This window comes from Streptomyces sp. NPDC014623 (assembly GCF_043088245.1).
In the GTDB taxonomy this organism is placed as follows: Bacteria; Actinomycetota; Actinomycetes; order Streptomycetales; family Streptomycetaceae; genus Streptomyces.
The window spans coordinates 1-25,207 of record NZ_JBIBZU010000004.1; the positions used below are offsets into that span (position 1 = coordinate 1).

The 25,207-nt window shown below is 72.7% G+C and carries 17 protein-coding genes and 1 pseudogene; 6 read left to right on the forward strand and 12 right to left on the reverse strand.

The genetic code is table 11. The features are described from left to right. Positions 1 to 470 precede the first annotated feature (470 nt). Entirely contained in the window at positions 471 to 920 is a 450-nt protein-coding gene (locus ACF1FZ_RS08545) for a PTS glucose transporter subunit IIA (protein ID WP_391772620.1), read from the forward strand. A 76-nt stretch (positions 921 to 996) separates the two neighbouring features. After that, positions 997 to 2,667: a phosphoenolpyruvate--protein phosphotransferase gene (ptsP, locus tag ACF1FZ_RS08550; RefSeq protein WP_391772621.1), complete on the forward strand. Its 1,671-nt coding sequence runs from the start codon at positions 997 to 999 to the stop codon at positions 2,665 to 2,667. 85 nt (positions 2,668 to 2,752) lie between these two features. Here ptsP and ACF1FZ_RS08555 read toward each other — a convergent pair whose 3' ends face one another. After that, the gene (locus ACF1FZ_RS08555; protein ID WP_391772968.1) at positions 2,753 to 3,667 is read right to left on the reverse strand and encodes a hypothetical protein; all 915 of its coding nucleotides are present in this window, start codon (positions 3,665 to 3,667) and stop codon (positions 2,753 to 2,755) included. Positions 3,668 to 3,746: 79 nt separating this feature from the next. Continuing rightward, complete coding sequence (locus ACF1FZ_RS08560; RefSeq protein ID WP_391772622.1) at positions 3,747 to 5,732, reverse strand: acetoacetate--CoA ligase; 1,986 nt, start codon at positions 5,730 to 5,732, stop codon at positions 3,747 to 3,749. 221 nt (positions 5,733 to 5,953) lie between these two features. On the opposite strand from ACF1FZ_RS08560, the gene ACF1FZ_RS08565 reads away from it, so the two are divergent. After that, on the forward strand, positions 5,954 to 8,323 hold the full coding sequence (locus tag ACF1FZ_RS08565; protein WP_391772623.1) for a glycoside hydrolase family 31 protein: 2,370 nt from the start codon (positions 5,954 to 5,956) through the stop codon (positions 8,321 to 8,323). Here ACF1FZ_RS08565 and ACF1FZ_RS08570 read toward each other — a convergent pair. Then, positions 8,314 to 8,811 carry an NUDIX domain-containing protein gene (locus ACF1FZ_RS08570; protein WP_391772624.1) on the reverse strand — a complete coding sequence of 166 codons (498 nt, stop codon included), beginning with the start codon at positions 8,809 to 8,811 and terminating at the stop codon, positions 8,314 to 8,316. The genes ACF1FZ_RS08565 and ACF1FZ_RS08570 overlap by 10 nt on opposite strands. Positions 8,812 to 8,871: 60 nt before the next feature. Between ACF1FZ_RS08570 and ACF1FZ_RS08575 the strand changes: the two genes are divergently transcribed. Continuing rightward, entirely contained in the window at positions 8,872 to 9,678 is an 807-nt protein-coding gene (locus ACF1FZ_RS08575; RefSeq protein WP_391772625.1) for a M15 family metallopeptidase, read from the forward strand. Between the two features lie 117 nt (positions 9,679 to 9,795). Then, positions 9,796 to 10,143, forward strand: coding sequence for an Mpo1-like protein (locus ACF1FZ_RS08580; protein WP_391772626.1), 348 nt, complete (start codon positions 9,796 to 9,798; stop codon positions 10,141 to 10,143). Between the two features lie 136 nt (positions 10,144 to 10,279). On the opposite strand, the gene ACF1FZ_RS08585 is transcribed toward ACF1FZ_RS08580, so the two are convergent. The 4 genes from ACF1FZ_RS08585 to ACF1FZ_RS08600 are packed head-to-tail and all read right to left on the reverse strand — an operon-like array spanning position 10,280 to position 14,548. Next, a complete protein-coding gene (locus tag ACF1FZ_RS08585) occupies positions 10,280 to 10,885 on the reverse strand; it encodes an ATP/GTP-binding protein (RefSeq protein ID WP_391772627.1) in 606 nt (201 codons plus the stop codon). Next, the gene (locus ACF1FZ_RS08590) at positions 10,866 to 11,297 is read right to left on the reverse strand and encodes a DUF742 domain-containing protein (protein ID WP_391772628.1); all 432 of its coding nucleotides are present in this window, start codon (positions 11,295 to 11,297) and stop codon (positions 10,866 to 10,868) included. The genes ACF1FZ_RS08585 and ACF1FZ_RS08590 overlap by 20 nt, the downstream gene beginning before the upstream one ends. Before the next feature lie 9 nt (positions 11,298 to 11,306). Beyond that, positions 11,307 to 11,750, reverse strand: coding sequence for a roadblock/LC7 domain-containing protein (locus ACF1FZ_RS08595; protein ID WP_124279812.1), 444 nt, complete (start codon positions 11,748 to 11,750; stop codon positions 11,307 to 11,309). Next, the gene (locus ACF1FZ_RS08600) at positions 11,747 to 14,548 is read right to left on the reverse strand and encodes a nitrate- and nitrite sensing domain-containing protein (RefSeq protein WP_391772629.1); all 2,802 of its coding nucleotides are present in this window, start codon (positions 14,546 to 14,548) and stop codon (positions 11,747 to 11,749) included. Before ACF1FZ_RS08600 ends, ACF1FZ_RS08595 begins: the two co-directional genes overlap by 4 nt. Before the next feature lie 508 nt (positions 14,549 to 15,056). On the opposite strand from ACF1FZ_RS08600, the gene ACF1FZ_RS08605 reads away from it, so the two are divergent. Beyond that, on the forward strand, positions 15,057 to 15,575 hold the full coding sequence (locus ACF1FZ_RS08605) for a hypothetical protein (RefSeq protein WP_391772630.1): 519 nt from the start codon (positions 15,057 to 15,059) through the stop codon (positions 15,573 to 15,575). A 22-nt stretch (positions 15,576 to 15,597) separates the two neighbouring features. On the opposite strand, the gene ACF1FZ_RS08610 is transcribed toward ACF1FZ_RS08605, so the two are convergent. From ACF1FZ_RS08610 to ACF1FZ_RS08630, 5 genes and pseudogenes are all read right to left on the reverse strand, one after another. Beyond that, positions 15,598 to 20,328 (reverse strand): hypothetical protein, encoded by a 4,731-nt coding sequence (locus ACF1FZ_RS08610; RefSeq protein ID WP_391772631.1) that lies wholly within the window; start codon positions 20,326 to 20,328, stop codon positions 15,598 to 15,600. Positions 20,329 to 20,400: 72 nt separating this feature from the next. Next, positions 20,401 to 21,312, reverse strand: coding sequence for a hypothetical protein (locus tag ACF1FZ_RS08615; RefSeq protein WP_391772632.1), 912 nt, complete (start codon positions 21,310 to 21,312; stop codon positions 20,401 to 20,403). Positions 21,313 to 21,379: 67 nt separating this feature from the next. Then, complete coding sequence (locus ACF1FZ_RS08620; RefSeq protein ID WP_391772633.1) at positions 21,380 to 22,906, reverse strand: hypothetical protein; 1,527 nt, start codon at positions 22,904 to 22,906, stop codon at positions 21,380 to 21,382. Between the two features lie 241 nt (positions 22,907 to 23,147). Then, positions 23,148 to 23,618: pseudogene (locus tag ACF1FZ_RS08625) on the reverse strand (hydantoinase B/oxoprolinase family protein); the annotation flags it as partial. 42 nt (positions 23,619 to 23,660) lie between these two features. Beyond that, positions 23,661 to 25,079: a HEAT repeat domain-containing protein gene (locus ACF1FZ_RS08630; protein ID WP_391772634.1), complete on the reverse strand. Its 1,419-nt coding sequence runs from the start codon at positions 25,077 to 25,079 to the stop codon at positions 23,661 to 23,663. Positions 25,080 to 25,207: the final 128 nt, after the last annotated feature.

The following is a 25,207-nucleotide window of genomic DNA, read 5'->3' on the forward strand; positions in this document are numbered from 1 at the left end:
CTTCGGTCCCGTCTCACCGGGCCCCTCCGGGCGCTTCCCTTCTTTCCTGCGTTTCCGACTCTATCAGACTCTTCCGTGTCCGATTCCCGGCCGAAGCGGGTTCCTGCTCTTCCGCCGTCCGGTTCCCCGCTTTCGCGTTTCCCTTTCCGGCGAGTCCGACTCTATCAGGCCTTTTCCCATTCCTTGACCGAGGTCCCGCGAACATGCGGGAACATAATCAAGAGTTACGGTCTGGGCTCGGGAGTCGCTGCCTACTCCGGACTCATGAAGTCCCTTTGGGGTCAGGCAGGGGTACGACCCTACAGGCCGCTGAGAGACGAGGCAAATCGTTTCCGGTGCACCCCTAGGTCGGTCAACCGGTAGCTCTCGGGCGGAACCGGGACTTCATATGACTTACGCTGCTGATCAGTACGCCGCCCTTCATCAGCCGTGGCGGTGACCTACGGATCCCCACCCCTGAGAGGCCCCCCATGACCACAGTGACGTCCCCTCTTGCCGGCCGCGCCATCGGGCTCACCTCGGTTCCCGACCCCGTGTTCTCCGGAGCGATGGTAGGTCCCGGCACCGCCATCGACCCCGTGCGCGAGCCTTCGGAGGCCGTCTCCCCGGTGGACGGAATCGTCGTCTCCCTCCACCCGCACGCCTTTGTGGTCGTCGACGACCAGGGCCACGGAGTACTGACACACCTCGGCATCGACACCGTGCAGCTCAACGGCGAGGGCTTCGAGCTCCTTGTGAACAAGGGGGACACGGTGACCCGAGGTCAGGGCATCGTCCGGTGGGACCCCGCCGGTGTGGAGGCGGCCGGAAAGTCCGCGATCTGCCCGGTCGTCGCTCTTGAGGCCACCGCCGAGTCCCTCTCCGACGTCCGGGAGGACGGCGACGTGAAGGTCGGCGAAACGCTGTTCGGCTGGCAGTGACACCTTCGGCGCAGTGACGAGTCAGTTGGGCATCCACCGCGGCGGCGCAGCCGCCGCACAATCGGAGACGGGTGAAATGGAGACAACGCTGCGAGGCGTCGGCGTGAGCCACGGTGTGGCCATCGGCGAGGTTCGGCACATGGGTACGGCGGTGCTCGAGCCGCCGGCCAAACAGATTCCCGCGGAAGAAGCCGAGCGCGAGCAGGGGCGTGCGCGCCAGGCCGTGGAAGCTGTCGCGGCCGACCTCGTCGCGCGGGGCAATCTGGCAGGGGGCGAGGCACAGCACGTGCTCGAGGCCCAGGCCATGATGGCGCAGGACCCCGAGCTCATCGCCGATGTCGAGCGTCGTATCGCCGTCGGCAGCACCGCCGAGCGCGGTGTCTATGACGCGTTCGCCGCGTACCGGGCTCTGCTGGCCAATGCCGGGGAGTACCTGGCGGGTCGCGTCGCCGACCTCGACGACGTACGGAACCGGATCGTGGCGCGGCTGCTCGGTGTGCCGATGCCCGGTGTACCGGACAGCGACCAGCCGTACGTGCTGATCGCACGCGACCTGGCTCCCGCGGACACGGCCCTGCTCGACCCCACGCTCGTGCTCGGCTTCGTCACGGAGGAGGGCGGGCCCACCAGCCACAGCGCCATTCTCGCGCGGGCACTCGGGGTGCCGGCCGTCGTGGCCCTGCCCGGAGCGGGCGAGATCGCCGAGGGCACGGTCGTGGCGGTGGACGGCAGCACCGGTGAGATCTTCGTCGAGCCGAGTCAGGACAAGCGCGCCGAGATGGAGACCGCCTCGGCGGCGCGCAAGGCGGCGCTGTCGGCCGTGACCGGTCCCGGGGCCACCTCCGACGGTCACAAGGTGCCGCTTCTCGCCAACGTCGGCGGTCCCGCCGACGTGCCGGCGGCCGTGGAGGCCGGTGCCGAGGGCGTCGGGCTGTTCCGCACCGAGTTCCTCTTCCTGGACGACAGCAAGCAGGCGCCGTCCGAGGAGAAGCAGATCGCGGCGTACCGCGCGGTGCTGGAGGCGTTCCCCGAGGGGCGTGTCGTCGTGCGGGTGCTGGACGCCGGTGCCGACAAGCCGCTGGACTTCCTGACACCGGCCGACGAGCCGAACCCCGCACTGGGTGTGCGTGGGCTGCGCAGTCTGCTGGACCACCCCGACGTGCTGCGCACCCAGCTGACGGCGCTGTCCAGGGCGGCCGAGGGGCTGCCGGTCTACCTCGAGGTCATGGCCCCGATGGTGGCCGACCGGACCGACGCGAAGGCGTTCGCCGACGCCTGCCGCGAAGCGGGACTGCAGGCGAAGTTCGGGGCGATGGTGGAGATTCCGTCGGCCGCGCTCAGGGCCCGCTCGATCCTGCAGGAGGTGGAGTTCCTGTCGCTGGGCACCAACGACCTGGCGCAGTACACCTTCGCGGCCGACCGTCAGGTGGGAGCCGTGTCACGGCTCCAGGACCCCTGGCAGCCCGCGCTGCTCGACCTCGTCGCGCTCTCGGCCGAGGCCGCCAGGGCCGAGGGAAAGAGCTGCGGTGTCTGTGGTGAGGCCGCGTCGGATCCGCTGCTGGCGTGTGTGCTGACCGGCCTCGGTGTCACCTCCCTGTCGATGGGCGCGGCATCCATTCCCTACGTCCGGGCGACACTGGCGAAGCACACGCTCGCTCAGTGCGAGCGTGCTGCCTCCGCCGCGCGAGCGGCGGACTCCGCCGACGAGGCGCGGATCGCGGCGCAGGCGGTGCTGTCGGGCGAGTGACATCGTCCTCCGGGTGCGGCCGGGTTGAAGGGGTTCCCGCCGGTTCCACGGTTCCGGCGGGAACCCCTTCGGTCTGTCAGCTCTGTCAGCGGTGGGCCTCCGCTTCATCGGCGCCGATGTCGAACCCCGCGCAGTACTCGACGCCGGACTCCGGTGACACGGGTTCGCCCGTGTCGGCGTCGGTGCAGTAGGCGCTGAAGACCTCGCCCGCCGTGAGCGGGAGGAGGCTGCCCCGGTCCAGTCGCCAGCCGTGCACCTTGTCCGGGGTGCCGGGCGCCGTGGTGCGCAGTACGACGCCTCCCCGGGTCTCGAGCGCGACGCCCACGGCGAGCACCGTGGCGAACTCCGCCCCTTCCGACGGGTCGAGGCGGGCCGGACCGGCCGAGTCCCGGGCGGTGTGGAGGACGGCCAGGAGCTGTTCGCTCTCCGTGGGCATGCTGCAGACGACGTGATGGGTGCCCTGTCCCGCCGTCTCCAGCAGACGCATCAGCAGGTGGGAGGCCCGGTCGAAGGCGGCCCGGCCGATGTCCTGCCCGCAGTCCGCGCAGTCGCCGAGGCCGGCCAGGAGCATCGTCGCGTACTCCCATGTCGCTCGGCGGACGGCGCGTGAGACGAGCAGCGGGATCAGCGTGTCGATGGGCTGACCGGTGTAGGCCACGGTGGCGCCGGCCGCAGCGATCTCGGCGGTGAAGCGGCTGCGGCTCGTCCGCTCGTCGGGGTCGAGACCGGACTCGGTGCAGAACTCCGCGTAGTCCTCCGGGTCGAAGAGGGCGACGGTGGTGTGCGCCCCCTGGGCGGCGAGCGCGCGCAGCAGGCCTTCGACCTGCTGCAGGTAGACGGAGTGGTCGTCGAAGGTGAAGCTCCGGTAGTGACGCATCGCCGCGAAGTCCTCGGGGTCGACCAGGAGGCCGACGGTACTGGGTGCTTCGCGGCGCAGGGTGCGTCGCATGGATGCCCTGGAGCGTTGCCGGCTCCGCTTGGTCTGCTTGATGTGCGCCATGAATCCCCCTGTGCGCTGTCGATCGATGCTCACTCAGCGTAATCATGGGCACTGACAACGGCTCGTGGGGGCTGTCCGGTCAGCGGCGTCGGCGGGCCAGGGCCTCGTAGAAGCCGAGGAGTTCGAGGTCGTCGACGGAGCCGGGGTTGACCGCCTCGGAGAGGGGCGTGCCCTGGAGGAGCCGCTTGACCGGCACCTCGATGCGCTTGCCGGTCAGGGTGTGCGGGATGCCCGGGACCTCGATGACCTCGTCCGGCACATGTCGCGGGGAGAGGTGCTCACGGATGACCCGTCTGATGCTGTCGCGGAGTTCGTCGTCGAGCTCGGCGCCCTCTGCGAGGTGGACGAACAGGGGCATCCAGTAGCCGCCGTCCGGTTCCTCGAGGCCGATCACGAGGGACTCGCGGATCGCCGGCAGCCGCTCGACCGCCTCGTAGATGTCGGCGGACCCCATCCGGACTCCTTGCCGGTTGAGGGTGGAGTCGGAGCGGCCGTGGATGACGACCGAGCCGCGCTCGGTGAGGGTGATCCAGTCTCCGTGGCGCCAGACTCCGGGGTACGTGTCGAAGTAGCTGTCGTGGTAACGGCTGCCGTCCGGGTCGTTCCAGAAGCGGACCGGCATGGAGGGCATGGGTGTGGTCACCACGAGCTCGCCGACCTCGCCGATGAGCGGTTCACCGAGGGGGTCCCAGGCCTGGAGGTCGGTGCCGAGGCAGGGGGCCTGCAGCTCACCGATGTGGACCGGCAGGGTGGGGACGGCTCCCGCGAAGCAGCTGCAGACGTCCGTCCCGCCGCTGACGGAGGCGATCCACAGATCGGCGCCGGTGCCGGTGAACTCGTCGTGGAGCCAGCGGAAACCGTCGGGCGGGAGCGGGGAGCCCGTGGTGGCGACGCACTGCACACGGCTGAGGTCGTGGTCGCGGCCGGGGTGGACACCCGCTTTCCGGCACGCCATGACGTAGGCGGCCGACGTGCCGAAGAAGGTCGCGCCGGTCTGTTCGGCGACGCGCCACTGGGCTTGGACGTCGGGGTACCCGGGGCTGCCGTCGTACAGCACGACGGTGGTGCCGGTGAGCAGGCCGGAGACGAGGAAGTTCCACATCATCCAGCCGGTGGAGGTGTACCAGAAGAAGCGGTCGTCGGGGCCGAGGTCGCAGTGCAGCCCGATCTGCTTGAAGTGTTCGAGGAGGATCCCGCCCTGGGACTGGACGATCGCCTTCGGCAGTCCGGTCGTGCCTGAGGAGTACAGCACCCACAGCGGGTGCTCGAAGGGGACCTGTTCGAAGACCGGTCCGGTGTCGGAGGCGGTGAGTGCCGACCATTCGAGGGCGCCCGCGGGGGCGTCCGTGCCGAGGAGTGGGATGTGGACGACCGCACGCAGGGTGGGGAGTTCGCTGCGGAGTTCGGCCACGGTGGCGGTGCGGTCGTGTTCCTTCCCGCCGTAGCGGTATCCGTCGACGGTGAACAGGACGACGGGTTCCACCTGCTGGAAGCGGTCCAGGACACTGCGGGCGCCGAAGTCGGGAGCGCACGAGGTCCAGACACCGCCGACCGCGGCGGTGGCGAGGAACGCGACGACGGCCTGCGGGATGTTGGGCAGGTAACCGCTGACCCGGTCCCCGGGCCGGACACCGAGAGCGCGGAGTCCGGCCGTCAGTGATCCCACCTGGCGCCGGAGTTCGGCCCAGCTGACGGAGACCTGCGTATGGGTCTCGTCGACGTACAGCAGGGCGGGGGCGTCCGCGCGGAGCGGGTCGTCGGCCGTACGCAGGGCGTGCTCGGCGTAGTTGAGGGTGGCGCCGGGGAACCACCGGGCGCCGGGCATGGTGCGGTCGCCGATGACGGTCTCGTAGGGAGTGGAGAAGCGTACGTCGAACCACTCGGCGACGGCCCGCCAGAAGGTGTCGAGGTCATCGACCGACCAGCGGTGCAGTGCGGCGTAGCCGCCGTCGGCCGGCGCTCCGTGGTGTCCGGCCGCCCATCGCTGGAAGCGGGTGACGGCCGCGGCCTCGACGCGCTCGGGTCCGGGCTGCCAGAGGGGGGCTTCGCCGGCTGCTGAGGTCATGGAGGTTCCCTGGCCTTTCGTGGTGTACGCGGGGTGTGCGTGCGTCCGCGCACGGGCTGGGGTTGTGCGCGTGAACGGCTTTCACGGACGATGCCACGTGATCGTCTTGCGCACCAGGGTCCCCCGGCCATGGCTGCGTGTCCCGCTGTGTGGTGCGGCCACAGGTGAACGGAAGCTGAACGGAGCACGCTTCCGTCGCGGCGGATGGCAGGGTGGCCCGCATGGATGGTCGTGACCTGGTGCGCTCGGTGAAGATGGTCGGTTCTGTTCGGGGGATGCGCGCGGTGCGCTCGGCCTGGCGGCGCCGGCGCGCGGATGCGCGGGCGCTTGCGCCGCGCCGCGCGGAACGCGCGCGCGTGCCCGGTCTTCTGATCAGTGCGGAGCCCGGGCCGGGCGGTGGAGTCGTGCGGTTCGCCCGCTCGCAGCTGCTGGTCCGGGTGGCGGTGGGCGGTGCGGTGTTCTGGTCCTGGGACGGTGCCGGGCCGCTGCCCTCGTACGCCCTGCCGGGGGGCGGGCCGGAGCCTGATCCGCGGGCGTGCCTCGAGCCGGACGCGAACGGCGGCTGGAAGGTGGTGTCGGAGCGGCTGACGGTCGTCGTGTCGCGGCACGGGGCGGTGGAGTTGCGTACGCCTGGCGGGGTGCTGCTGCGGCGGGAACTGCCGCCGCGCTGGTGGGAACCGGTGGAGGGCGGCGGGGCGCGGTGGGTGCAGCGGTCCGAGGTCCCGGCCGACGCGCGGTTCTTCGGGCTGGGCGGGCGGGCCGGCGGCCCGCGGCTGAGGGAGGGGACGTACCGGCTGTGGAACACCGACCCGGGTGGGCGGTTCGGTCCCGGGGACGATCCTTTGTACGTGACGATGCCGGTGCAGGTGGTGGTCTCCGACGCGGGGACCCATCTGGCGTTCCAGGACAACTCCTGGTCGGGTGCGGTGACGCTCCAGGAGGGTGAGGAGGGCGCCGGCTCGGGGCACGACCGGCCGGGCACCTGCGAGGTGCGGATGGACGGCGGTCCGCTCCGCTGCTGGGTGGTCGCGGGTACGCCGGCCCGGGTGCTGCAGGGCTGGACAGCCCTGACGGGGGCCCCCGCGCTGCCCCCGTCGTGGGCGCTGGGGCCTCAGCACGCCCGGTGGGGGTTCGGCGGCGAGCAGGAGGTGCGGCGGGTCGTCGCGGGGTACCGGGAGCGGGGCCTGCCCCTGTCGGTGCTGCATCTGGACGTCGACCACCATGACGCTCATCAGGTCTTCACGGTCGACCGGGAGCGGTTCCCCGGTCTCCCCCGCCTGGCGAAGGAGCTGCGTGAGGACGGTGTCCGGCTGGTGTCGGTCGTCGGTCCGGCGGTAAGGGCGTCGGCGGGCACCGCGGTGTTCGGGAGCGGGATGGAGGTCGGTTCCCAGGGGGCGTTCGTCCGGGATCCGGAGGGTGCCCTGGTGCTCGGTGAGGTGTGGCCCGGTGAGTGCGCCTACCCGGATTTCACCGATCCGCTCGTACGGGAGTGGTGGGGTGCGCTGTACGAGGAGCGGCTCGGCCAGGGATTCGCCGGGGTGGGGCACGACATGAACGAGCCGGTGGCGTTCTCCGCCTTCGGGGACCCGTCACTGCCTCGTTCGTCCCGGCACTCTCTGGAGGGCCGTGGCGGGGACCATCGGGAGGCTCACAACGTGTACGCCCTCGCGATGGCGAGGGCCGGTTACGAAGGGCTGCGCCGGCTTCGCCCGGACGAGCGGCCGTTCCTCTTCTCCCGTTCGGGCTGGGCGGGGATGCAGCGGTACGGCGGCACCTGGTCCGGTGATGTGGCCACGGGGTGGCCGGGGCTCCGTGCCTCGCTGTCCCTGGTGCTGGGGCTCGGGCTCTGCGGGGTGCCGTACTCCGGACCCGATGTCGGCGGTTCCGGCGGGCCGCCGTCGCCGGAGCTGTATCTGCGGTGGTTCCAGCTGGGCTCGTACCTTCCGTTGTTCCGCACTCATACGGCCATCGGCGCGGAGCGCAGGGAGCCGTGGGAGTTCGGGCCGGAGGTGCTGGGGCACGCCGGGCGGGCACTGGAGGAGCGGCAGCGGATGCACCCGTACTTCGTGACGTTGTCGCAGCTGGCGCGGCTGACCGGTGCGCCGTATGTGCGGCCGGTGTGGTGGGGCGCGCCGGGAGACCGTGGGCTGCGGGACTGCGAGGACGCGTTCCTGCTGGGTGACGCGCTGCTGGTCGCGCCGGTGCTGGAGGAGGGAGCGGACCGCAGACCGGTGCGGCTGCCGCGCGGGCGGTGGTACGACACGGCCACCGGGCGGGCGTACGAGGGGCCGGGTCAGGTGGTGGTGGAAGCGCCGCTGTCACGGATCCCGGTACTGGCGCGGGCGGGTGCGGTGATCCCGGTGCGGGGTCCGGACGGGGGCCTCGAACTGGAGGTGTGGGCTCCGGCTGCCGGGCGTACCGGGGGCGGGCTGGTCGTGCGGGACGCGGGCGACGGATGGGCGGCGGCCGAGGTGGAGCGCTATACGTCGCGCCTGGAGGCCGGACGCGTGGTGGTCGAGCGGAACGGCGATGAGGGGCCGGTGTCCTGTCCGGTCCGCGTGCGGGGGCTGCCCGGCCCGCCTCAGCCGTAGGCGCCGGCGAACCAGGAGCGTACGGCTCGGGTGTGCAGCGGGAAGACGAGATCGTCCGGAGTGCGCAGCACGTCGTATCCCGAGGTCTCGTCCGTCGCCGTGGAGGGCGGGAGCCCCCCGGCGGCGCGGGGCGGGAGCAGTCCGAAGAGCAGCAGGTGACCGTCCGGGGAGTTCAGTGCGTCGGCGAGGCGTACGTCGGTCTCGTCGGCCCGGATGCCGGTCTCCTCGCGGAGTTCGCGTACGACGGCGTGGCGCCAGTCCTCGGCCTGGTCGATGTAGCCGCCGGGCAGCGCGAGCCCACCCGCGTGCGGAGGGACGGTGCGGGTGATGACGACGAGGCCGGTGCCGTGCGGTCCGGTGACGGGCAGCAGGGCGACCGCGACGGGCAGCGGGTTGCGGTAGGCGGTGTGACCGCAGGCCGTGCAGGTGCGGGGCCAGGTGTCGGAGGCGTACGGGGTGCCGCAGCTGCCGCAGTGGGAGTCCTTCACGGGCGGACTGTATCCGGTCACTCTTCTCCTGCGGCCCCGAAGCTGATAGACGGTGTGCCCATGACAGGAATTGCTCGTGTTCTCCGCGCCCTGGCCGCTGCCGGCGCCGCTCTGCTCGCCGTCACCGCCGCTGCCCCGGGGGCGGCTGCCGGACCCGAACCCAAGGCCCCGCCGGAGTTCGTCGACCTCCGCTCCGTCGATCCGACGATCCTGACGGAGATGCGCTACACCACCGCACACAACTTCATGGGAGAGCCGGTGGACGGCTACCGGCAGCCCGTCTGCATCCTGACCCGGCCCGTCGCCCGCGCGCTGCGCACGGCCCAGCGGGGTCTTCTGCGTCAGGGTTACTCGCTCAAGGTGTACGACTGCTACCGGCCGCAGCGCGCTGTGGACCACTTCGTGCGCTGGGCGCAGGACCTCGAGGACCAGGCCATGAAGGACGAGTTCTATCCGGCGGTCGACAAGACCCGGCTGTTCGAGGACGGGTACATCGCGGAGAAGTCCGGCCACAGCCGGGGCAGCACGGTGGACCTCACCCTGGTGAAGCTGCCCGCCCTGCCGACCAGGCCGTACGAGCCGGGCGAGGACCTGACGGCGTGCTATGCGCCGCAGGACGAGCGCTTCCCCGACAACTCGGTGGACATGGGCACGGGTTACGACTGTTTCGACACCCTGTCCCACACGGACGACCCCCGGGTGCAGGGGACGCAGCGTGCCAACCGGCAGCTCCTCAAGGAGACGCTCACCGGCCTGGGGTTCGTGAACCTGGCCGAGGAGTGGTGGCACTTCACCTACAAGCCCGAGCTCTTCCCGGACACGTACTTCGACTTCCCGGTGGCGAGGCGCTCGGTCGCGGGGCACTGACGGCCCGGGCGACGAGCGGGCGACCGGGACCACCCCCGTGGGCTCCGGCCGCCCGTTCTCCTTGTCGGACGCGGAACTGCCGTGTCCGGTTGCGGGCGGAGCCATTACGGTGCCCTTATGTCACAACAGACGTTCGGTTCGTATGACGAATTCTGGCCCTACTACGTCGCCATGCACTCCAGGGCGGCGACCCGGTGGGTCCATCTGACCGGGACCCTGACCGGCCTCGCGGTCACCGCCTACGGTCTGGCGCACGGCCGCAAGCGCTACGCCCTGGCCCTGCCTCTGATCGGATACGGCACCGCGTGGCCCGCGCATTTCCTCATCGAGAAGAACAACCCGGCGACCTTCGGGCATCCCGCGTGGTCCTTGCGCGGCGATGTGCAGATGATCCGGATGATGCTCGCCGGCCGGGACGACGAGCTGGCCGGGATCGCGGCCGGGTGGCTCGCCGAGCATCCCTGAGCCCGGGGCACACGGAGGGTTGACTGCCCGTCACCCGTGGTGAAGACTCCTGCCACACCCGCTGCCCCCCGCACCGTACGCGCGGTCCGTACCCCGGTCGGCGGGGGTACGGACCGCGTCACGTGCGGCTGTGCTGTCAGGTCCTGGCGGGTTCCCGGAGCCGGTCGGCACGCACCATGGCGTGCTCCACGACCGCGACGAGCACATCCCTCGCGGATGCCCGGTCACGCGCGTCGCAGAGCAGCACCGGCACCTCGGGGTCGAGGTCGAGTGCCGCCCGGACCGTCTCGGTGGGGAACTGCTCGGCGCCTTCGAAGAGGTTGACCGCGACGGTGAACGGGATCCCCCGGCGCTCGAAGTAGTCGACCGCCGCGAAGCAGTCCTCCAGTCGGCGGGTGTCCGCGAGGACCACCGCGCCCAGGGCGCCCAGGGCCAGCTCGTCCCAGAGGAACCAGAAACGGTCCTGGCCGGGGGTCCCGAACAGGTAGAGGACCAGGTCCTCGCGCAGGGTGATCCGGCCGAAGTCCATGGCGACCGTGGTGGTGTTCTTGGACTCGACCCCCGCCACGTCGTCGACGGGCCGGCCCGCCTCGCTCAGCCTCTCCTCCGTGCGCAGCGGTCTGATCTCGCTGACCGCGCCCACCAGGGTCGTCTTGCCCACGCCGAAGCCGCCGGCCACCAGGATTTTCAGGGTGACGGGCTCGACGTGCCGCTTTTTGCGGCTAGAGCGCCCGAAGGCCATTGATCACCTCACGGAGAAGGCTCTCGTCCGGCAGCTCGGCCGGCGGAACGGGACGGGTGACGTGCACCAGCTCGTCCTCGACGAGGTCACCGACCAGGACACGGACCACCCCGACGGGGAGATCCAGTCCGGAGGCGAGTTCGGCGATCGACTGGGGCATGTCGCTGCACAGTTCGACGATCTCCACATGTTCCGGGGAGAGCGTCTGGTCCCGGCCGGGATCGTCGGCCGCCGGTTCGGGGACGACGATCGCGATCAGGTCGAGACGATGACGGGACGCGCTGCTGGTACGCCCCCGGGTCATCGCGTAGGGCCGGACCACCGGACCCGCTTCGGCGTCGTACCAGCGCGAGGGTCCCACTCCGGCGGGCGGTGGCCCGGGCGCGGTGTCCCGGACGGAGTCTGCGCTCATCCCCTCGCCTCACCCTCCGGCGGGCAGACCGGTGGTCCGGGGGGCATTGGCCAGATGCGCCCCGACGCGCTTGACCATCAGGGTCATCTCGTACGCCACCTGCCCGACGTCCGAGTCGGAGTCGGCCAGGACGGCGAGGCAACTGCCGTCCCCCGCCGCCGTGACGAAGAGGAAGGCCTCGTCGAGCTCGACCACCGTCTGCCGGACCCGGCCGGCGTCGAAGTGACGGCCCACCCCCTTGGCGAGGCTGTGGAATCCGGAGGCGACGGCCGCCAGGTGTTCGCTGTCCTCCCGGGTCAGGTCCTGGGACGTGCCGGTGGCGAGGCCGTCGCTGGAGAGCACCAGCGCCTTGCGGATGCTCGCGACGCGCTCGACCAGTTCGTCGAGGAGCCAGTTGAGCTCGCCGGAGCCCTGGCGTGAGGCGTTGTGTGCTGCGGCGTTCGGTGCGGTCATCGACCGTCCCCTCCCGGAGTGGTTCCTGGTGCTGTCTCGCCGTGGCCGGTCACGTCCTCGGCGTTCTGCCGACGGCCGCGCTGCCAGCCGCGCTGAAGCGAAGCCATGCGATTGCGTACTTCTTCCGCATCCCGTTCGAGGTCGTCGTCGGTGCCTGCGGGGGCGTGGCCGGAAGTCCGCCCTGCGGAGTCCTCCCGGAGCTGTGGGGCGAGGCTCGCCTGCCGGACCCTGCGCGGGAGGCCGCCCACCGTGTCCGGCGCGGGCGGCCGGGGCGCGGGCCTGAGCCGCGTGGGGGCTCCGTCGGCCGGGGCGGCACCCGGAGCGGGCCGCACGGTGCCGGCATCGGGGCCGGGGGCGGAGGAGAGGCCCTCGGGTGGACCGGGGCGGGTCCGGCCCGTGTCGCCGATCCGGCGTCCCTGGTCGGTGACGAGCTTCGGCGACTTCCGGCGCGGCAGCGGGACGGGGCCCGCGGGCCGCATCGGCCGTACGTCCGCGGAGCGGCTGTCCGGCGCGTCGAATGCCTGCTGGTGCTGTTCCCGGTCCGCTTCCCTGCGCAGGTCGCGGGCCCGGAAGATGCCGCCCCGCTCGCTCTCGGTGTCCTCGAGGTCGGATACGCCGTCGAGGACGGGACCGAGTGCCGGATCGAGCTCCCGGTCGCGTGCCGGGTCGGTGAACCCGAGCGTGCCCACCGGGCCCTCGAGTTCGACGGGGCCGTCGAGCACGGACGGGTCGGCGAGGCCTGTGGGGACCGGGGAGAGCCCGGACGGCCTGCCCGGGATGTCCGTGTCCGCGACCCCGTCCCTGCGGGCCTTGTCGCTGCCGGGCACGCCCCTGCCCGGCCGGGCGCTCCCGATGGCCTTCTCGGCCCGCCGGTCGAGGCGGAAGCCGGTGCCGTGCGTGTCGGGGGCGTCGGTGAGCAGTTGTGCCGGGATGAAGACGACCGCGGTCGTCCCTCCGTACGGTGAGGTCTGCAGCGACACCCTGACGTTCTGCCGCTGGGCGAGCCGGCTGACGACGAAGAGGCCGAGCCGGTCGGTGTCGGAGAGCTCGAAGTCGGGTGTCTCGGCGAGCCTCAGGTTGGCGTCGAGGAGTACTTCCGGCGCCATGCCGAGGCCCCGGTCGTGGATCTCGAGGGTGAAGCCGTTGGCCACGCGTTCACCGTGCACCTGGACCGCGGTGTGCGGGGGCGAGAACACCGTGGCGTTCTCCAGCAGTTCCGCGATCAGGTGGGTGAGGTCGGCCACGGCCGGCCCGCCCACGCCGATGCGGGGCAGGCGCCGGACCTCGATCCGCTCGTAGTCCTCCACCTCGGCGACCGCCGCCCGCACCACGTCCATCAGCTGGATCGGTTTGCGCCACTGCCGGGACGGGGCGGCCCCGGAGAGGATCACGAGGCCTTCCGCGTGGCGGCGCATGCGGGTGGTGAGGTGGTCGAGGCGGAAGAGGTCGGCGAGCTCGTCGCTGTTCTCCGTGCGCCGCTCCATGGTGTCCAGGAGCGTCAGCTGGCGGTGCAGGAGCACCTGGTTGCGGCGTGCGAGGTTGACGAAGACCTCGGAGACGCCCCGGCGCATGTCCGCCTGCTTGACCGCGGCCTCGACGGCGGCCCGCTGGAGGGTGTTCAGGGCCTGCCCGACCTGGCCGATCTCGTCGCGCTCGTAACTGAGGTGGGGGGCTTCGGTCTCCACGTCGACCTGCTCGCCCGCCGCCAGCCGCCGCATCACGCTGGGCAGCCGCACACCGGACACCTCGTGGGCGTCCTTGCGCAGACGGGAGAGGTCGCGGATGAGTTCGCGTCCCACGCGTACCGAGACGGACACGGACACGAGCAGGGCGACGAATCCCAGGACACCGGCGACACCGGCCTGGATCAGGACCCGGTAGCCGGCGGGTTCGGCGCGGTCCTGGAAGCGGTTGGACATCTCGGTGCCGTCGTTGGCCAGGCGCTCCAGGACCGGCGGAGCCACTTCCTCCCAGCGCGCGGAGTCGATGGCGGCCGGCTTCGTGACCGGGCCCTCGGCGATGATCCTCTGCTCAGCCGTCCGCAGCGGCTCGGTGTCAGGGCTGCGCCAGTACTGCTCCATACGCCCGCGCTCGCTTCCCGGCAGGAGCTCGAGGTTGACCTCGTACAGGAGCTTGCGGCTGGCGGCGAGGTCGGAGACGGCCCGGAGCTCGGGGGCGCCGAGCCGTCCCGCGATGAGGCCCGACGCGATCAGGGCGTCCTCGCGGGAGAGCATCTCGCGGGCCCGGGAGACGCCGACCAGCGCCCGGACCTGCTTGTCCATCGATACGTTCTCCATGGTGTGGAGACCGTTCAGGAAGCGGTAACAGGGGTCGACGAGGCCGTTGTAGAAGTCGAGGGCCCTGGTCCGGTCGATGGTGCGCTTCTCGACGGATCCGCGCAACGCGTCCAGGCCGTCGACCTCGCTGAGGATCGAGTCGAGCCGGGCCTCCGCCTCCGGGCTCAGATTGTCCCGGACGTCCTTGCTCTTCGCGCTCCGCCTGACCTCGGCCACGACCCGGTCGGTCTGGGCGCGCCGGCCGCGCAGCAGGGGCAGGGCGTCCGAGGCCCGGGGGTCGGCGAGGAAGACGAGTGTCTGGCGGCGTTCGCCCTGGACCGCGCGGATGGTGTCCTCCAGCGGGTGGCCCACCTCCTCCACGACGGCGCTCGCGCCCATCAGCTCACCGGCCTCACGGCCCGTGTGGTACGTGGCGAAGACCCAGAGACCCGTGAGGGAGGCGAGCGGCACCAGGAGCAACGCCACGATCTTCCTGCGGATGGACTTCCCGCGAAAGCGCATGGCCTCCCCCAGCTCGGCCCCGCACCGCGGGGGTGGTTGTGCCGGTGCTCCCGGGGGCTCCGGTCGCCCGGTTCTCCTGGTTGTCCCGGTGTTCCCGCCCCGGCCCATCGGGCGTCGGGCGGTGTTCCGTCAACAAACGGCGCGAGCCTACTACTGACCTACCGGTAACTCGAAGACCCGTCCGGACGTTTTCCGGCCGCTCTCCCCCGAGTTGCTCACCAGTTGTCCCGGTATTCCCGGCGAAGAAGTTCGCGAAAGCGACAGAGACCTCCCGGCCCGACGCGGTTCATCCACACACGGCAGTTGGCTGGAACTCTTCGTTCCGTGACCTTTCGGGGCTGGTTGCTGCCCCCGGCGGGAATCTTCGCGACCTGGCGTTCGTCCACACGTACGGGGCAGAAGAACCCCGCGGGGGTACGTGCGACAGGCGAGCGGCTCCGCCCGCGTAGAACGGGCGCGGACCGGGCAGCCACCCTTGAGTCGGACAGTGGTGGGGAGTTGAAGGTCCTTGGACACGTATGAGCGCCGGAGCGCGGCGGCCACACCGGCGGCCCGTGCGGCTGAGGCCGGTGAGTCCGCGGCAGGTACGGCTGAGGCCGGTGCGCCGCCGGCCTCAGCGTGTGCGGACGGTGCCCGGATCCCGAGGCAGCTCTGGGTGGAGGAACCCGCGATACGGCGAAGGATGCCGGACCCTGTCCGGACCGCCGCCGTGCGCGCCGTCCTCATCATGTCGCTGACCATCATTCAGGCCGTGGTGGCCTTCCTGTGCACGCTGGCCGGGTCCTGGCTCGCCTTCCCGATGGTGCTGGGCGGCGTGGCGGGCACCATCGTGGCGACGTGGGCGGTGCTGGACGTCTGGGTGACCCGGCAGGTGTGGAACCAGCGCAACGGGGTCGTCTCCGTGCCGAGCAGCACGGCGCGCCGCATGCGCCGGGAGCGCAGGGCGGCCAGGCGTGCCGCCCGGGCCCAGGGACGCAAGGAAGCGCGGATACGCCGCCGGGGCGAAGGCAGGCTCTCCCGGGCCTGAGTTCCTGCGCCCCGGTCTTCCCCTATCGCTTCCCGGGGGCCTGGGGCGGCTCCGCGGGCGTCTGCGCCATCTCCGTGCGCATCTGCGGGACCGGCGGCCCGCCCGTGGTGCCGGCCGCCTCACCGGACCGCTTGAACATACGGGTCGCGGTGATCTCGCCGTGGACGGTCTCGCCTGAAGGGTCCTGCTGGGGCAGCCCCGGCCTGAGGTGCTCCTCCACGCTGATGTACTTCAGCCCCGCCCGCAGGTCCGCGTCGTTGCGGAGGCGGATGACGAGCGGGAATTCGGCGAGCGCCGTGGTGTCGAAGAGTCCGGTCGTGTAGAGCAGCTGGACTCCCAGCGCATCGGCGACCGCGCGCTGAAGCTCCAGCAGATACGTGGCGTTGGCGCGGCCGATGGGGTTGTCGAGGAAGAGCGTGCCCGCGTGGCGGTGCCGGTCGCGGCCCCTGTCGTTGCTCCGCAGTGCCGCCATCGTGCAGTACAGCGCGATCGCGGCGGTCAGCAGCTGCCCGCCGGAGAAGACGTCACCCATCTGTCCCACCGGGACGCGCTCGGCGCGAAGCACCGCGTCGGGCTTGAGGATCTCCACGGCGATGCCCTTGGGCTGCAGCGCGGCCTGTACACCGCGCAGCAGGAGCGACATCCCGTCCCTGCGCAGGTCGGAGTTCTTCTTGAGGGCCGCGTGCGTGGCCTCGTCGATGACCTCGCCGAGCCTTTCGGTGAGCGTGGCCTGGTCGGGTTCCTCGAAGCGGATCCGGAGGAACTCCTGTCCGGACCACTCCCCCAGTCCCTCGGGCAGCTGCGAGAGCCGCTGAGCGGAGCGGAGCGTCGTGAGGGCCGATTCCACCAGGCCGCGGAGCCGGTCGACGATGGAGTCGCGGTTGCGCTCCAACTGGGCCAGCTCGTCGGTGAGCACGCGCAGTCTGGGCGCGAAGGCAGCGGCCCACTTCTCGGCGTGGTCGGGCAGGGCGGTTGCCGGCAGTTCCCGGATCTGCTGGCGGGCCGGGGTGCGGACCTGTTCGTAGCGGGTGGAGTTGGCGTGCCTCACGAGGACGTCGCTCGCCTCCCGCAGGGAACTCTCCGCAGCGGACAGGTCGGTGGCGAAGCCACGCAGGGAGCGGCGTGTCTCGGCGGCGGACTGCCTGGCCTCCTCCAGGGTGCCCCGGTACGGGTCGGGGGTCTCGGTCTCGTCCTCCGCGCCGTGGTCCCTGAGCAGGTCACGCAGGAGTGCGGCGGTCTCGTCGAAGCCGCTCGCGGAGTCCTCGGCCGTTCGGTGGGCGCGCAGCAACTCGGCGTGGGCGGCGCGCGCGGTGTCCAGTGCCGCAGTGGCGGAGGCCAGTTCGGCCGTCGCCGTACGGAGCAGGGACTGGGCCTGGTCGGCGTCGGCCGGGACCAGGTCGGCGGGGAGTTCGGTGTGGTGCGGTGCCTCGTCGGCGGGTGCGAGCCGCTCGGCTTCGCCGCGGAGCCGGCCGAGCTGCTCGCTGGCCGCGGAAGCGCGTGTCTCCAGGAGCTGGACGAGGGACTCGGCGCGGGCGGCGGCCGCCTGCCGGGAGGGCCCGTCGGCTCCGTCGGTGCCTTCCAGGAGCTGGGCGGCACGGGTACGGACCTTGTTGGTGAGGCGGTCGAGTTCGGCGAGGGCGGCGCTCTCGTCACTTTCGGCCCGCGCCTGCTCGGCCCGCAGGTCGGCTCCGACCCCCACCTTCTCGTACAGCTGTGAGGCCGCACGGTACGCCTCGCGCAGAGCGGGCAGGGAGGTGCGCGCGTCGGGGACGCCGGTCTCCGGGAGTGTTTCCGGGGCTCCCGCGATCTCGGCGCGTTCGGCGCGCAGGGCACGGGCGGTGCGGTGGGCGTCGTCCGCGGCACGCTGGGCGGCCCGGCGGTCCTCGTCGGCGGCGCGTGCCCGCTCCAGGCACACCGTGGCACGTGCCTCCGATTCGGCTGCCTCGTCGGTCAGTTCACGCAGTCGCGCCTGCCAGCCCGCCCGGTCGCGGAGGCGGTGGGCGAGTCCGGCGAGCGCGTCGGCGGCGCGGCGGGCGCGCTGGGCCGCGTCCTGGCGCTCGTCCCGCACCCGTGCGGCGTCGGCGGCGGCCTCGTCGGCTTCGGCGCGCACGGTGCGGGCCTCGGTCAGCGCTGCTCGAGCGGTTTCCGCGGCGGCACGGGCGGTGCGGGCGGCCTCGCCGAGCTCGGCGAGCATGCCGGGCGGGCAGTCGGCGCGCCAGGAGCCGATGCGGGCGGCGAGGGAGCGGTCGGCGGTGAGCCGGGCCGCGAGCGTCCGGATGTCCTCGTCGCGTGCCGCGGCCCGGGCCCTGAGTGCGTGGCGCTCCTCGTCGGCGGCGTGTTCGTCGTGCATCGCCGGGTTGGGGGGGACGAGGAATACACCGTCATCGCCCGCGCCGGGTGCCGGTACGGGGGCCAGGAGGGCCGCCGTGGTGCCCACGGCCACGGCGGACCGGGGCAGCAGGGCGGCGGCGGCCAGGACCTCGCGGGCGCGGGTGTGCGCGTCCGGGTCGGTGATGACGACGCCGTCGACGAGCTCAGGACGCGCGGCCAGGACCGCCGCGTGGTCGGCGGGGTCGACGGCCTGGGCGAGATAGCGCCAGCCGGGCAGGGCCGGGATGCCGTGCTCACCGAGGTATTCGACGGTGGCGAGGACATCGGGCCCCGGAGGCAGCAGACCGCCGTCTCCGAGGGCGCCGAGGATGCGGGAGTCGTCGGCGGCGGCTGTGCGCAGGTCGAAGAGCCTGCGCTCGGCGGCGGCGATGCCCTGGTCGAGGAGCTCGCGCAGCTCGTCGGCGCTGTTGTCGAACTCCTCCGCCGTGAGGGGCTGTGCGTGCCCTTCGGAGGCGTTGTCGTCCCCGTCCGTTCCGGCGGCCGCGCTGCGGGGGTGCGGAACACCGGTGCCGGAGGCCGTCGGGAGGCCCAGCAGGCCGGCGAGACGGTGGTCGGCGGCGAGCGACCCGGCGGCCCTGCGCTCGGCCTCGTAGGACTGTTCCGCGGCCTGCGCCCCGTCGGCGGCGCGAGCCGCGGCGAGCTCGGCCCGGCTCTCCGCTCCCGCGGCTTCCCGGGCCTGTTCGGCGGTGGCCCGGGCGGCCTCCCGCGCGGTGTCCCAGGCGGCGACGGCGGCCTGCTCGGCGTCGTTCGCGGCGAGGGCCGCGCGGGCGGGGTCGGCGTCCGGAGCGGTGTCGTCGAGCCAGCCCGCCCGTACGGCCTCGGCCGTCTCCTGCTCGACCTCGGCGAGACGCTGGCGCAGGTGGCCGGCCTCACTGCGGGCGCGCTGGGCCTCGGTGGCGGCGGTGGTGGCGTCGCGGTGAGCCGCTTCCCCGGTGGCCTGGAGGACCGCGGAGCGCTCCTCCTCCTCCTCGGCCACCCGCTCCCCCGCCTCGGCGGCGGTGTGCAGGGCGCGCACGAGGTCGGCGGCGGCCGTGGCGCGTGCGGCCAGGGCGGGGGCCGCGTCACGCTCGGCCTCCCGGATGGCGACGGCGACGCGGGCCGAGCGGTCGGCGGCGGCGCGGTGGCGCAGGACCGCTTCGGCGGCCTGCCAGGCGGCGTGCAGGGTGCGTGCCTCCCCCAGCTCCCGGCGCTGCGCCGCAGCGCTCTTCTCGGCGGCGGTCAGGGCGAGGGAGGCGTGCCGGTAGGCCAGTTCGGCAGCGATCAGGTCGCGCTGGCCACGGGTGGCTTCGGCCTCGGTGACGGTGTGGGCGGCGGCCGTGACCCGCGTGGCGAGCTCGGCGGTGCGGCCACGCTCCTCGGCGGCGCGACCGGAGAGTCTGCGGGCGAGGGTGCGGGTGCGCCGCTCGGCGCCGGCGTGCACGTCACGGCTGCGGGCCCTGGTCGCGGTGGCTTCGACGATCCGGCCCAGCAGGTCGACGGAGCCGGCGGTGAAGTCGCATTCCGCGGTGAGTTCCGCGCGCCGTCCGAGCTTGTTGCCGAAGCCGCTGACGAGGTCGGCGAGGCCGTCCGTGTCACGGGTGTCGGTGACGGCCCGCAGCAGCAGGTCGGTGAAGTCGGAGTCCTTCTTGACGGCGAAGAGGCCGGCGGCCTCGCCCTCGTCGGCGTTCATCTCGCGCTGGTAGCGGAAGAGTTCGGGGTCGAGCCCGAGGTCGCCGAGGTGCTCGTTCCAGCGGTCGTGGATCTCTTCCCAGTGCACGTCGAGGTGCGGGTAGAACTTGCCTGCGTCGGTGAGGGCGTCGCGGAAGCCCTTCATGGTGCGGCGCCTGCCTCGGGCACCGGAGGCGCCTTCGGCGGGGCGGCCCACCGAGGTGGCCTCGGCGACGGGGAGGCTGTCGAGGCTGAGACCGGGGCCCGGGCGGAAGGAGTACCAGGCCTCGGCGAATTTGCGGGGGTCGCTGGAGACCTGGCGGCCACGCCATTCGCTGACCTTGCCGACGACGACGCATTCACCGGTGAGCGTGTGCTGCCACTCCAGGGCGACGTGTCCGCAGTCGTCGGCGAGCAGGAACTTGCGCAGGACACCGGAGCTGGCACCGCCCAGGGTGTTGCGGTGCCCCGGCAACATCACGGAGAAGATCAGTTTGAGCAGGACCGACTTCCCGCCGCCGTTCTCCAGGAACAGCACCCCCGCGGGCGCCGGGCGACGCGGGGGGCCCGCGGGCTCGTCCTCGAAGAACTCCGCCTGGGCCGGCGCGGGCCTGGGCACGGGCTCGCCGACTCCGCGCAGGTCGAGCACGGTGTCGGCATAGCGCGCACCGGCGGGCCCGATGGAGTAGAGGCGGACCCGGGACAACTCGTACATGGCGGCGGACTCTCGTCGTTCAGGCGGCAGGGGGACAGCTGGTGCGGCAGCGGGGCGGGTGCGGGCCGGGGTTCAGGAGTGGAAGGGAAGACCCGCGTCGGCGGCCAGGTCCAGGCCTTCGTCGTCGGGCGGGGGGAGCAGGGTGGCCGAGCCGTCCGTGACCGGTACGACGCCGAGTTCGAGCAGCTCGGCCATGGCGGCGCTGCCTGCCATGTCGCGTACCTGGAGCTGGTAGCGGGCCGTGGTCCGGTAGGCCCCGCCCGCGTCGTCCCCGGTGCGCTGGAGGAAGCCCGAGTCGGTGAGGAAGGCGACGGCCTTGCCGATGATGCCGGTGGTGGAGCCGGCGAGCCTGCGGGCGTCCTTGGTGGCTCCGGTGGCGCTGCGGCGGGCGTAGATCCGCCACCCCGACTCCAGGTTGGGGGCGTCGGTGGCCGGGTCGGTGGTGTCGCCCTGCTCCTCGGCGCGCTCCTCCAGGCGCCGGCATGCCTGGCGGACGAAGGCGTCGACGCCGTTGACGGTGATGCGGCCGATGTAGGAGTCGTCGGCCAGGTCCTCGGGGCGGGGGAAGGCCATGGCGGCGACGGCGAGGTGGGCGAGGCCGTGCAGGAAGCGGTCGGCGGAGTCGGAGGAGGCGCGCCTGGCGTAGTCACCCATGCGTACGGCGAAGACCGAGTCCTCGCCGGCGGTCACCGCCATCCCGGCACGGGTGGAGACCTCCAGGACGACGAGTCCGAGGCCGGTGGCGACGGCGTCGGCAAGCCGGGCGAAGGCGGGCTCCTCCCGGTAGCGGCGGAGCAGCTCGGTGTACTCGGCGTCGCGGGCGGGCATCAGCTTGGGCTGCAGCCCGAAGGAGACCAGGCGGGCCGCGTCGGCCGCGTCGGCGGGGGTGACAGCGGCGGGAGCGGCCGGCCGTGCGGCGTCGGCCGCGTGCGTGAGGGGCCTGCCCTCCCACGCGTCGGTGTGCTCGGCGTGCTGCTCGCTCAACTCTGTGACTCCTCGGTACGGATGCCGCTCCCGGGCGGCAGGGGGCGGGTGGACGGGCCGGGAACGCTCATGAGGCGTCCTTGCGGTCCGCGGCCATGCCCGCCGCGTCCAGCAGGGCCATGCCCACTATCAGGTCGGCCCCGCCGAATTCGTGGTCCTCGAGCGGGGTGCCGTCGTCGACGGCGAACAACAGCCGTCGCTCGCCCTGGCGGTAGGCCGTGCCGACCGGCGGGCTCGCCGCGTGGACCGCGAGCAGGGCGACCAGGTAGGGCAGCTCGGGGTCGCGCAGCCGGGCCTCGGCGAGAAGTCCGGAGAGCCGGCGCGGGGCGTCGTGCTCCAGGTCGAGCAGCTCCATGGCGGATCCGAGCTGCTCCTCGCTGAACCGGCTGTCGTCCGGAGTGGCGATGAGGTCGGGCTCGGGCATCTCGGCGCCGAGGTGCTCCCGCTCCACCGGAGGCATGAGAAGCAGGTCGACGAGGTCACCGACCCGGACCGAGGTGGGTGTGCGCAGCCCGGTGCCGTGCGCGAAGAACGCGTCGGTGGCCCGGGTGGCCTGCTCGACGGGCAGCGGCAGCAGCGGTACGACGAGCTGGCCGTACAGGTCGAGGCCCGATCGTGCGGTGGGGGCGGCGAATGCCTGCCGGTCCTGTTCGGCCCTGAAGAGGGGGCCCGCCTCCAGCAGCCTGGACTGGAGCTGGGTGTGACGGCGGATGCAGTCCTTGACGATGTCGACGAGCTCGGCGGCACGGCGCTTGTGCTCGGGCTCCTCCGCCTCGTCCCTGGCCTTGCGGATGTTGGTGAGGATCGCGTTCTCGTGGCGGTAGCGGTCGGCCACATGGTCCAGCGCCTCGGTGATCATGTCAGGTACGGCGTTGAGCCAGTCGACGGCGCGGACGTTGCGCCGGGTCGCATCCAGGGTCCTGCGGAGCGTCTCGGCGTACTGCACGGTGCGGTAGCGGGCCTGTTCCGCGGCGAGCTGCGCGTCGGCGAGGCGGCCCCTGCTGATGAGGACCTCCAGCTTCACCTCGGCGGCGATCTGGGCGCTGGTGACATCCGTGTCCAGGGCTCCGACCAGGACGTTGACCGCCTCGTCGGTGGTACGGAGATAGACGTTGCCGCCGTGGCCGGGGACTTCCTCGATGAGCTTGAAGTCGTAGTCCCTGCGGACGTATACGCCGTCCGGCCCGAAGGTGCCGTACACGGCGCGGAAGCCGCGGTCCACGCTCCCGACGTTGATCAGGTTCTCCAGGACCCAGCGCGCGACCCGTTCGTGCTCGGTGGCGGGCCGGCGCGGCGCCTGGGCCGCGACCCGCGGAAGGAGCCTGGCCACTATCTGGTCGTGGTCGGCGCCGGTGTCGAAGTCCATGGTGAGGGTGACGAGGTCGATCGCGGCGAGGGCCACCTCGGCCATCGCGTAGACCGTGTACTCGCCGGCCAGATTGGCCTTGCGCACGTCCAGGTCGTGCAGCGGAGCGGTGCAGGCGAGCGCGCGCAGCCGTCGCGAGAGCCCCTCATCGGCGGCGGGTCCCGGGGCGGGCCTCGGTCCCGCGCTGAGCTGGGGCGCAGCGGTTCGGGTGTCGGCAGGCGAAGTCACGCTGCACAGATTAGGTCCTCGCACCGACAACGGTCGAAACGGCGCAGAAGCGACCGGTCACGGGCGCCCGTCTCCGCCTCCTGCGGGGGCGCGCAGCACCAGGACGTCCCCGGTGCCGGGCTCGGCGGCGTCCCGGCGGGAGGGCCGCCGTGGCCGGTTCGAGGAGGCGGGTCCGGGGTACGGGCACCTCGGCGTCGCCCTGGAGGTGACCCACGTACGCCTCGGCCACGTCCTGCCCGGACTGGCGGGCTGCGCGCCGCGGTTCCGCGATGCCCTTCCCGTGCGCCGCGGTCTGGGCGCGCAGGCCGGCGAGGTCGTTCTCCGGGGCGTGCGAGGGAGGGGCGGCGGTGAGCGGGTTCCTGGCCCGCGCCTCGCGGAGGGCCCCGTCGCGCACCAGCGGCCGGTTGTCGAGCAGGACGCCCTTCTCGCCGACCGTACGGCTGGAGGCGGGCGTGGGCCCCGGGGTGATGCCGCCGGTCTCCGCGTGACGCGACCGGGGAGCACGGCCCGCTCCCCTGTCCGCCGGTCGCCGGGGCGACCACCGGGATCCCGGAGGCCCTGGCCTCCTGCACGGTCCGGCAGAAGGCCTCGTGCGGCCCGGTGCGCGCGAAGACGTCCAGGGAGCCGGGGAAGCGGGCGGGCTCCTTCCCCGTACGCCGTCCCTGGAAGACCGCACCGGGCGGCGCCCCGCCGGTCCGTCCCCGACGACCACGGCGTGCGGCGTCCGGGCTCCGTGTGTCAGCGGAGCGCCGACTCAGACCGCGGGGGCGTCCGGTCCGATCCTGCTGCGTACGGCGGTCTGCACCTCGGCCTCCTCGGCCGGATCGGCGGCGAGTCGCCTCAGCCGTTCGGCGACCCGGATGTCCCCGGTCTCCGCGTGGTGTGCGGCCAGCTCCCGGGTGGTCTCCTCACAGTCCCAGAGGCATTCGACGGCGAATCCGCTGGCGAAGGACGGATCGGTGGCGGCCAGTGCCCGGGCGGCCCGGCCGCGCAGGTGCGAGGAGGAGGTCTCCCGGTACACATGGCGCAGGACGGGTGCGGCGCAGCTGATGCCCAGGCGTCCCGCTCCGTCGACGAGGGTCCACAGGCGCGGGGCGTCGGGGCCCTCGCCCCTGACCGCCTCGCGCAGCGCGGCGAGGACGAGCGGGGCGTCCTGGGCGGCGCCGCGGCAGGACAGGACTCCGGCCGCCGAGGCGCCGAGGGCGTCGGGCCGGTCGGCCCAGCGCCGTGCCCGGTCGACCGCCGCTTCTCCGCACATGCGCTCGAAGGCGGCCACGGCTGCCTCGGCGACGGTGCGGGACGGGCCGGCGGCGGCCTGCTCGATCAGGTCGAGCACCGCGGGTTCCTGGGCCTCCGCCAGATAGTGCAGTGCGGCACAGCGCGCGCCTTCGGAGCCGCTGCGGGCGGCCTCGATGATCAGGGGGCGGTCCTCGGACCCGGCGACGGCGGAGAGGCAGCGGGCCGCGGGGACGTGGAGCACGCTGCCGCGTTCCAGCCCTTGCTGGGCCCAGTCGAAGACGGCCTGGACGCTCCATCCGGGACGCGGCCCGCCCGGCCTCATCTGCCGCTGCCACCGGTCGAAGGATCCCTGCTCCGTCGCCGCCCTGACCCGGGCGCCGACCGCTGCGCGCGGGTCGTCGGCCCAGAGCCGCCAGGGGCGGGGCTCGAAGGCGTCCCGTACGGCGGCGGCCAGCTCGGCGGCGCCCTCCGGGGTCGCGGGGAAGCGGGCCAGCACCGGCTCGGCGAGGGAACGCAGCCCGGCGTCGTCGTCGCGCAGGGCGAGCTCGTCGAGTGCCCAGGCCCAGTTGGCCCCGGTCGCGGCGTACCGGCGCAGGAGTGCGAGGGCGTCGTCCCGCCCGTAGGAGGCGAGGTGCCCGAGTACGGCGAGCGCGAGACCCGTGCGGGAGTCGTCGGTGTCGAGGTGGTCCTCGGGAGCCCGGAGGTGCCGCTCGATCTCCTCGGTGCCGCCGTCGAGATCGAGGTAGAGGCGCGCGTAGTAGAGGGAGCGGTTCTCGATCTGCCAGTCGTGACGCGGATCGCTCAGGACGCAGTGGTTGAGAGCCGCGAGGGCCTCGGGACGCGGGGCGGCGAGTGCGTGGAGCGTGCCGTCGCCCCGGCCCCTCTGCAGCAGGCCGAGCAGGGTGCCGCTCGGCGCTATGAACGGATCGAACATGAAGAAAGCCTCACATCAAGCTGTCGGCGCAACCGGGACTGTGCTGTTCCATGTGCCGGGGTGGGATCCCCTAGGCCGCGCAGCAACATGATCGGCCGACCGCCGTCTTCTGCCTGGTGCTCATCTTC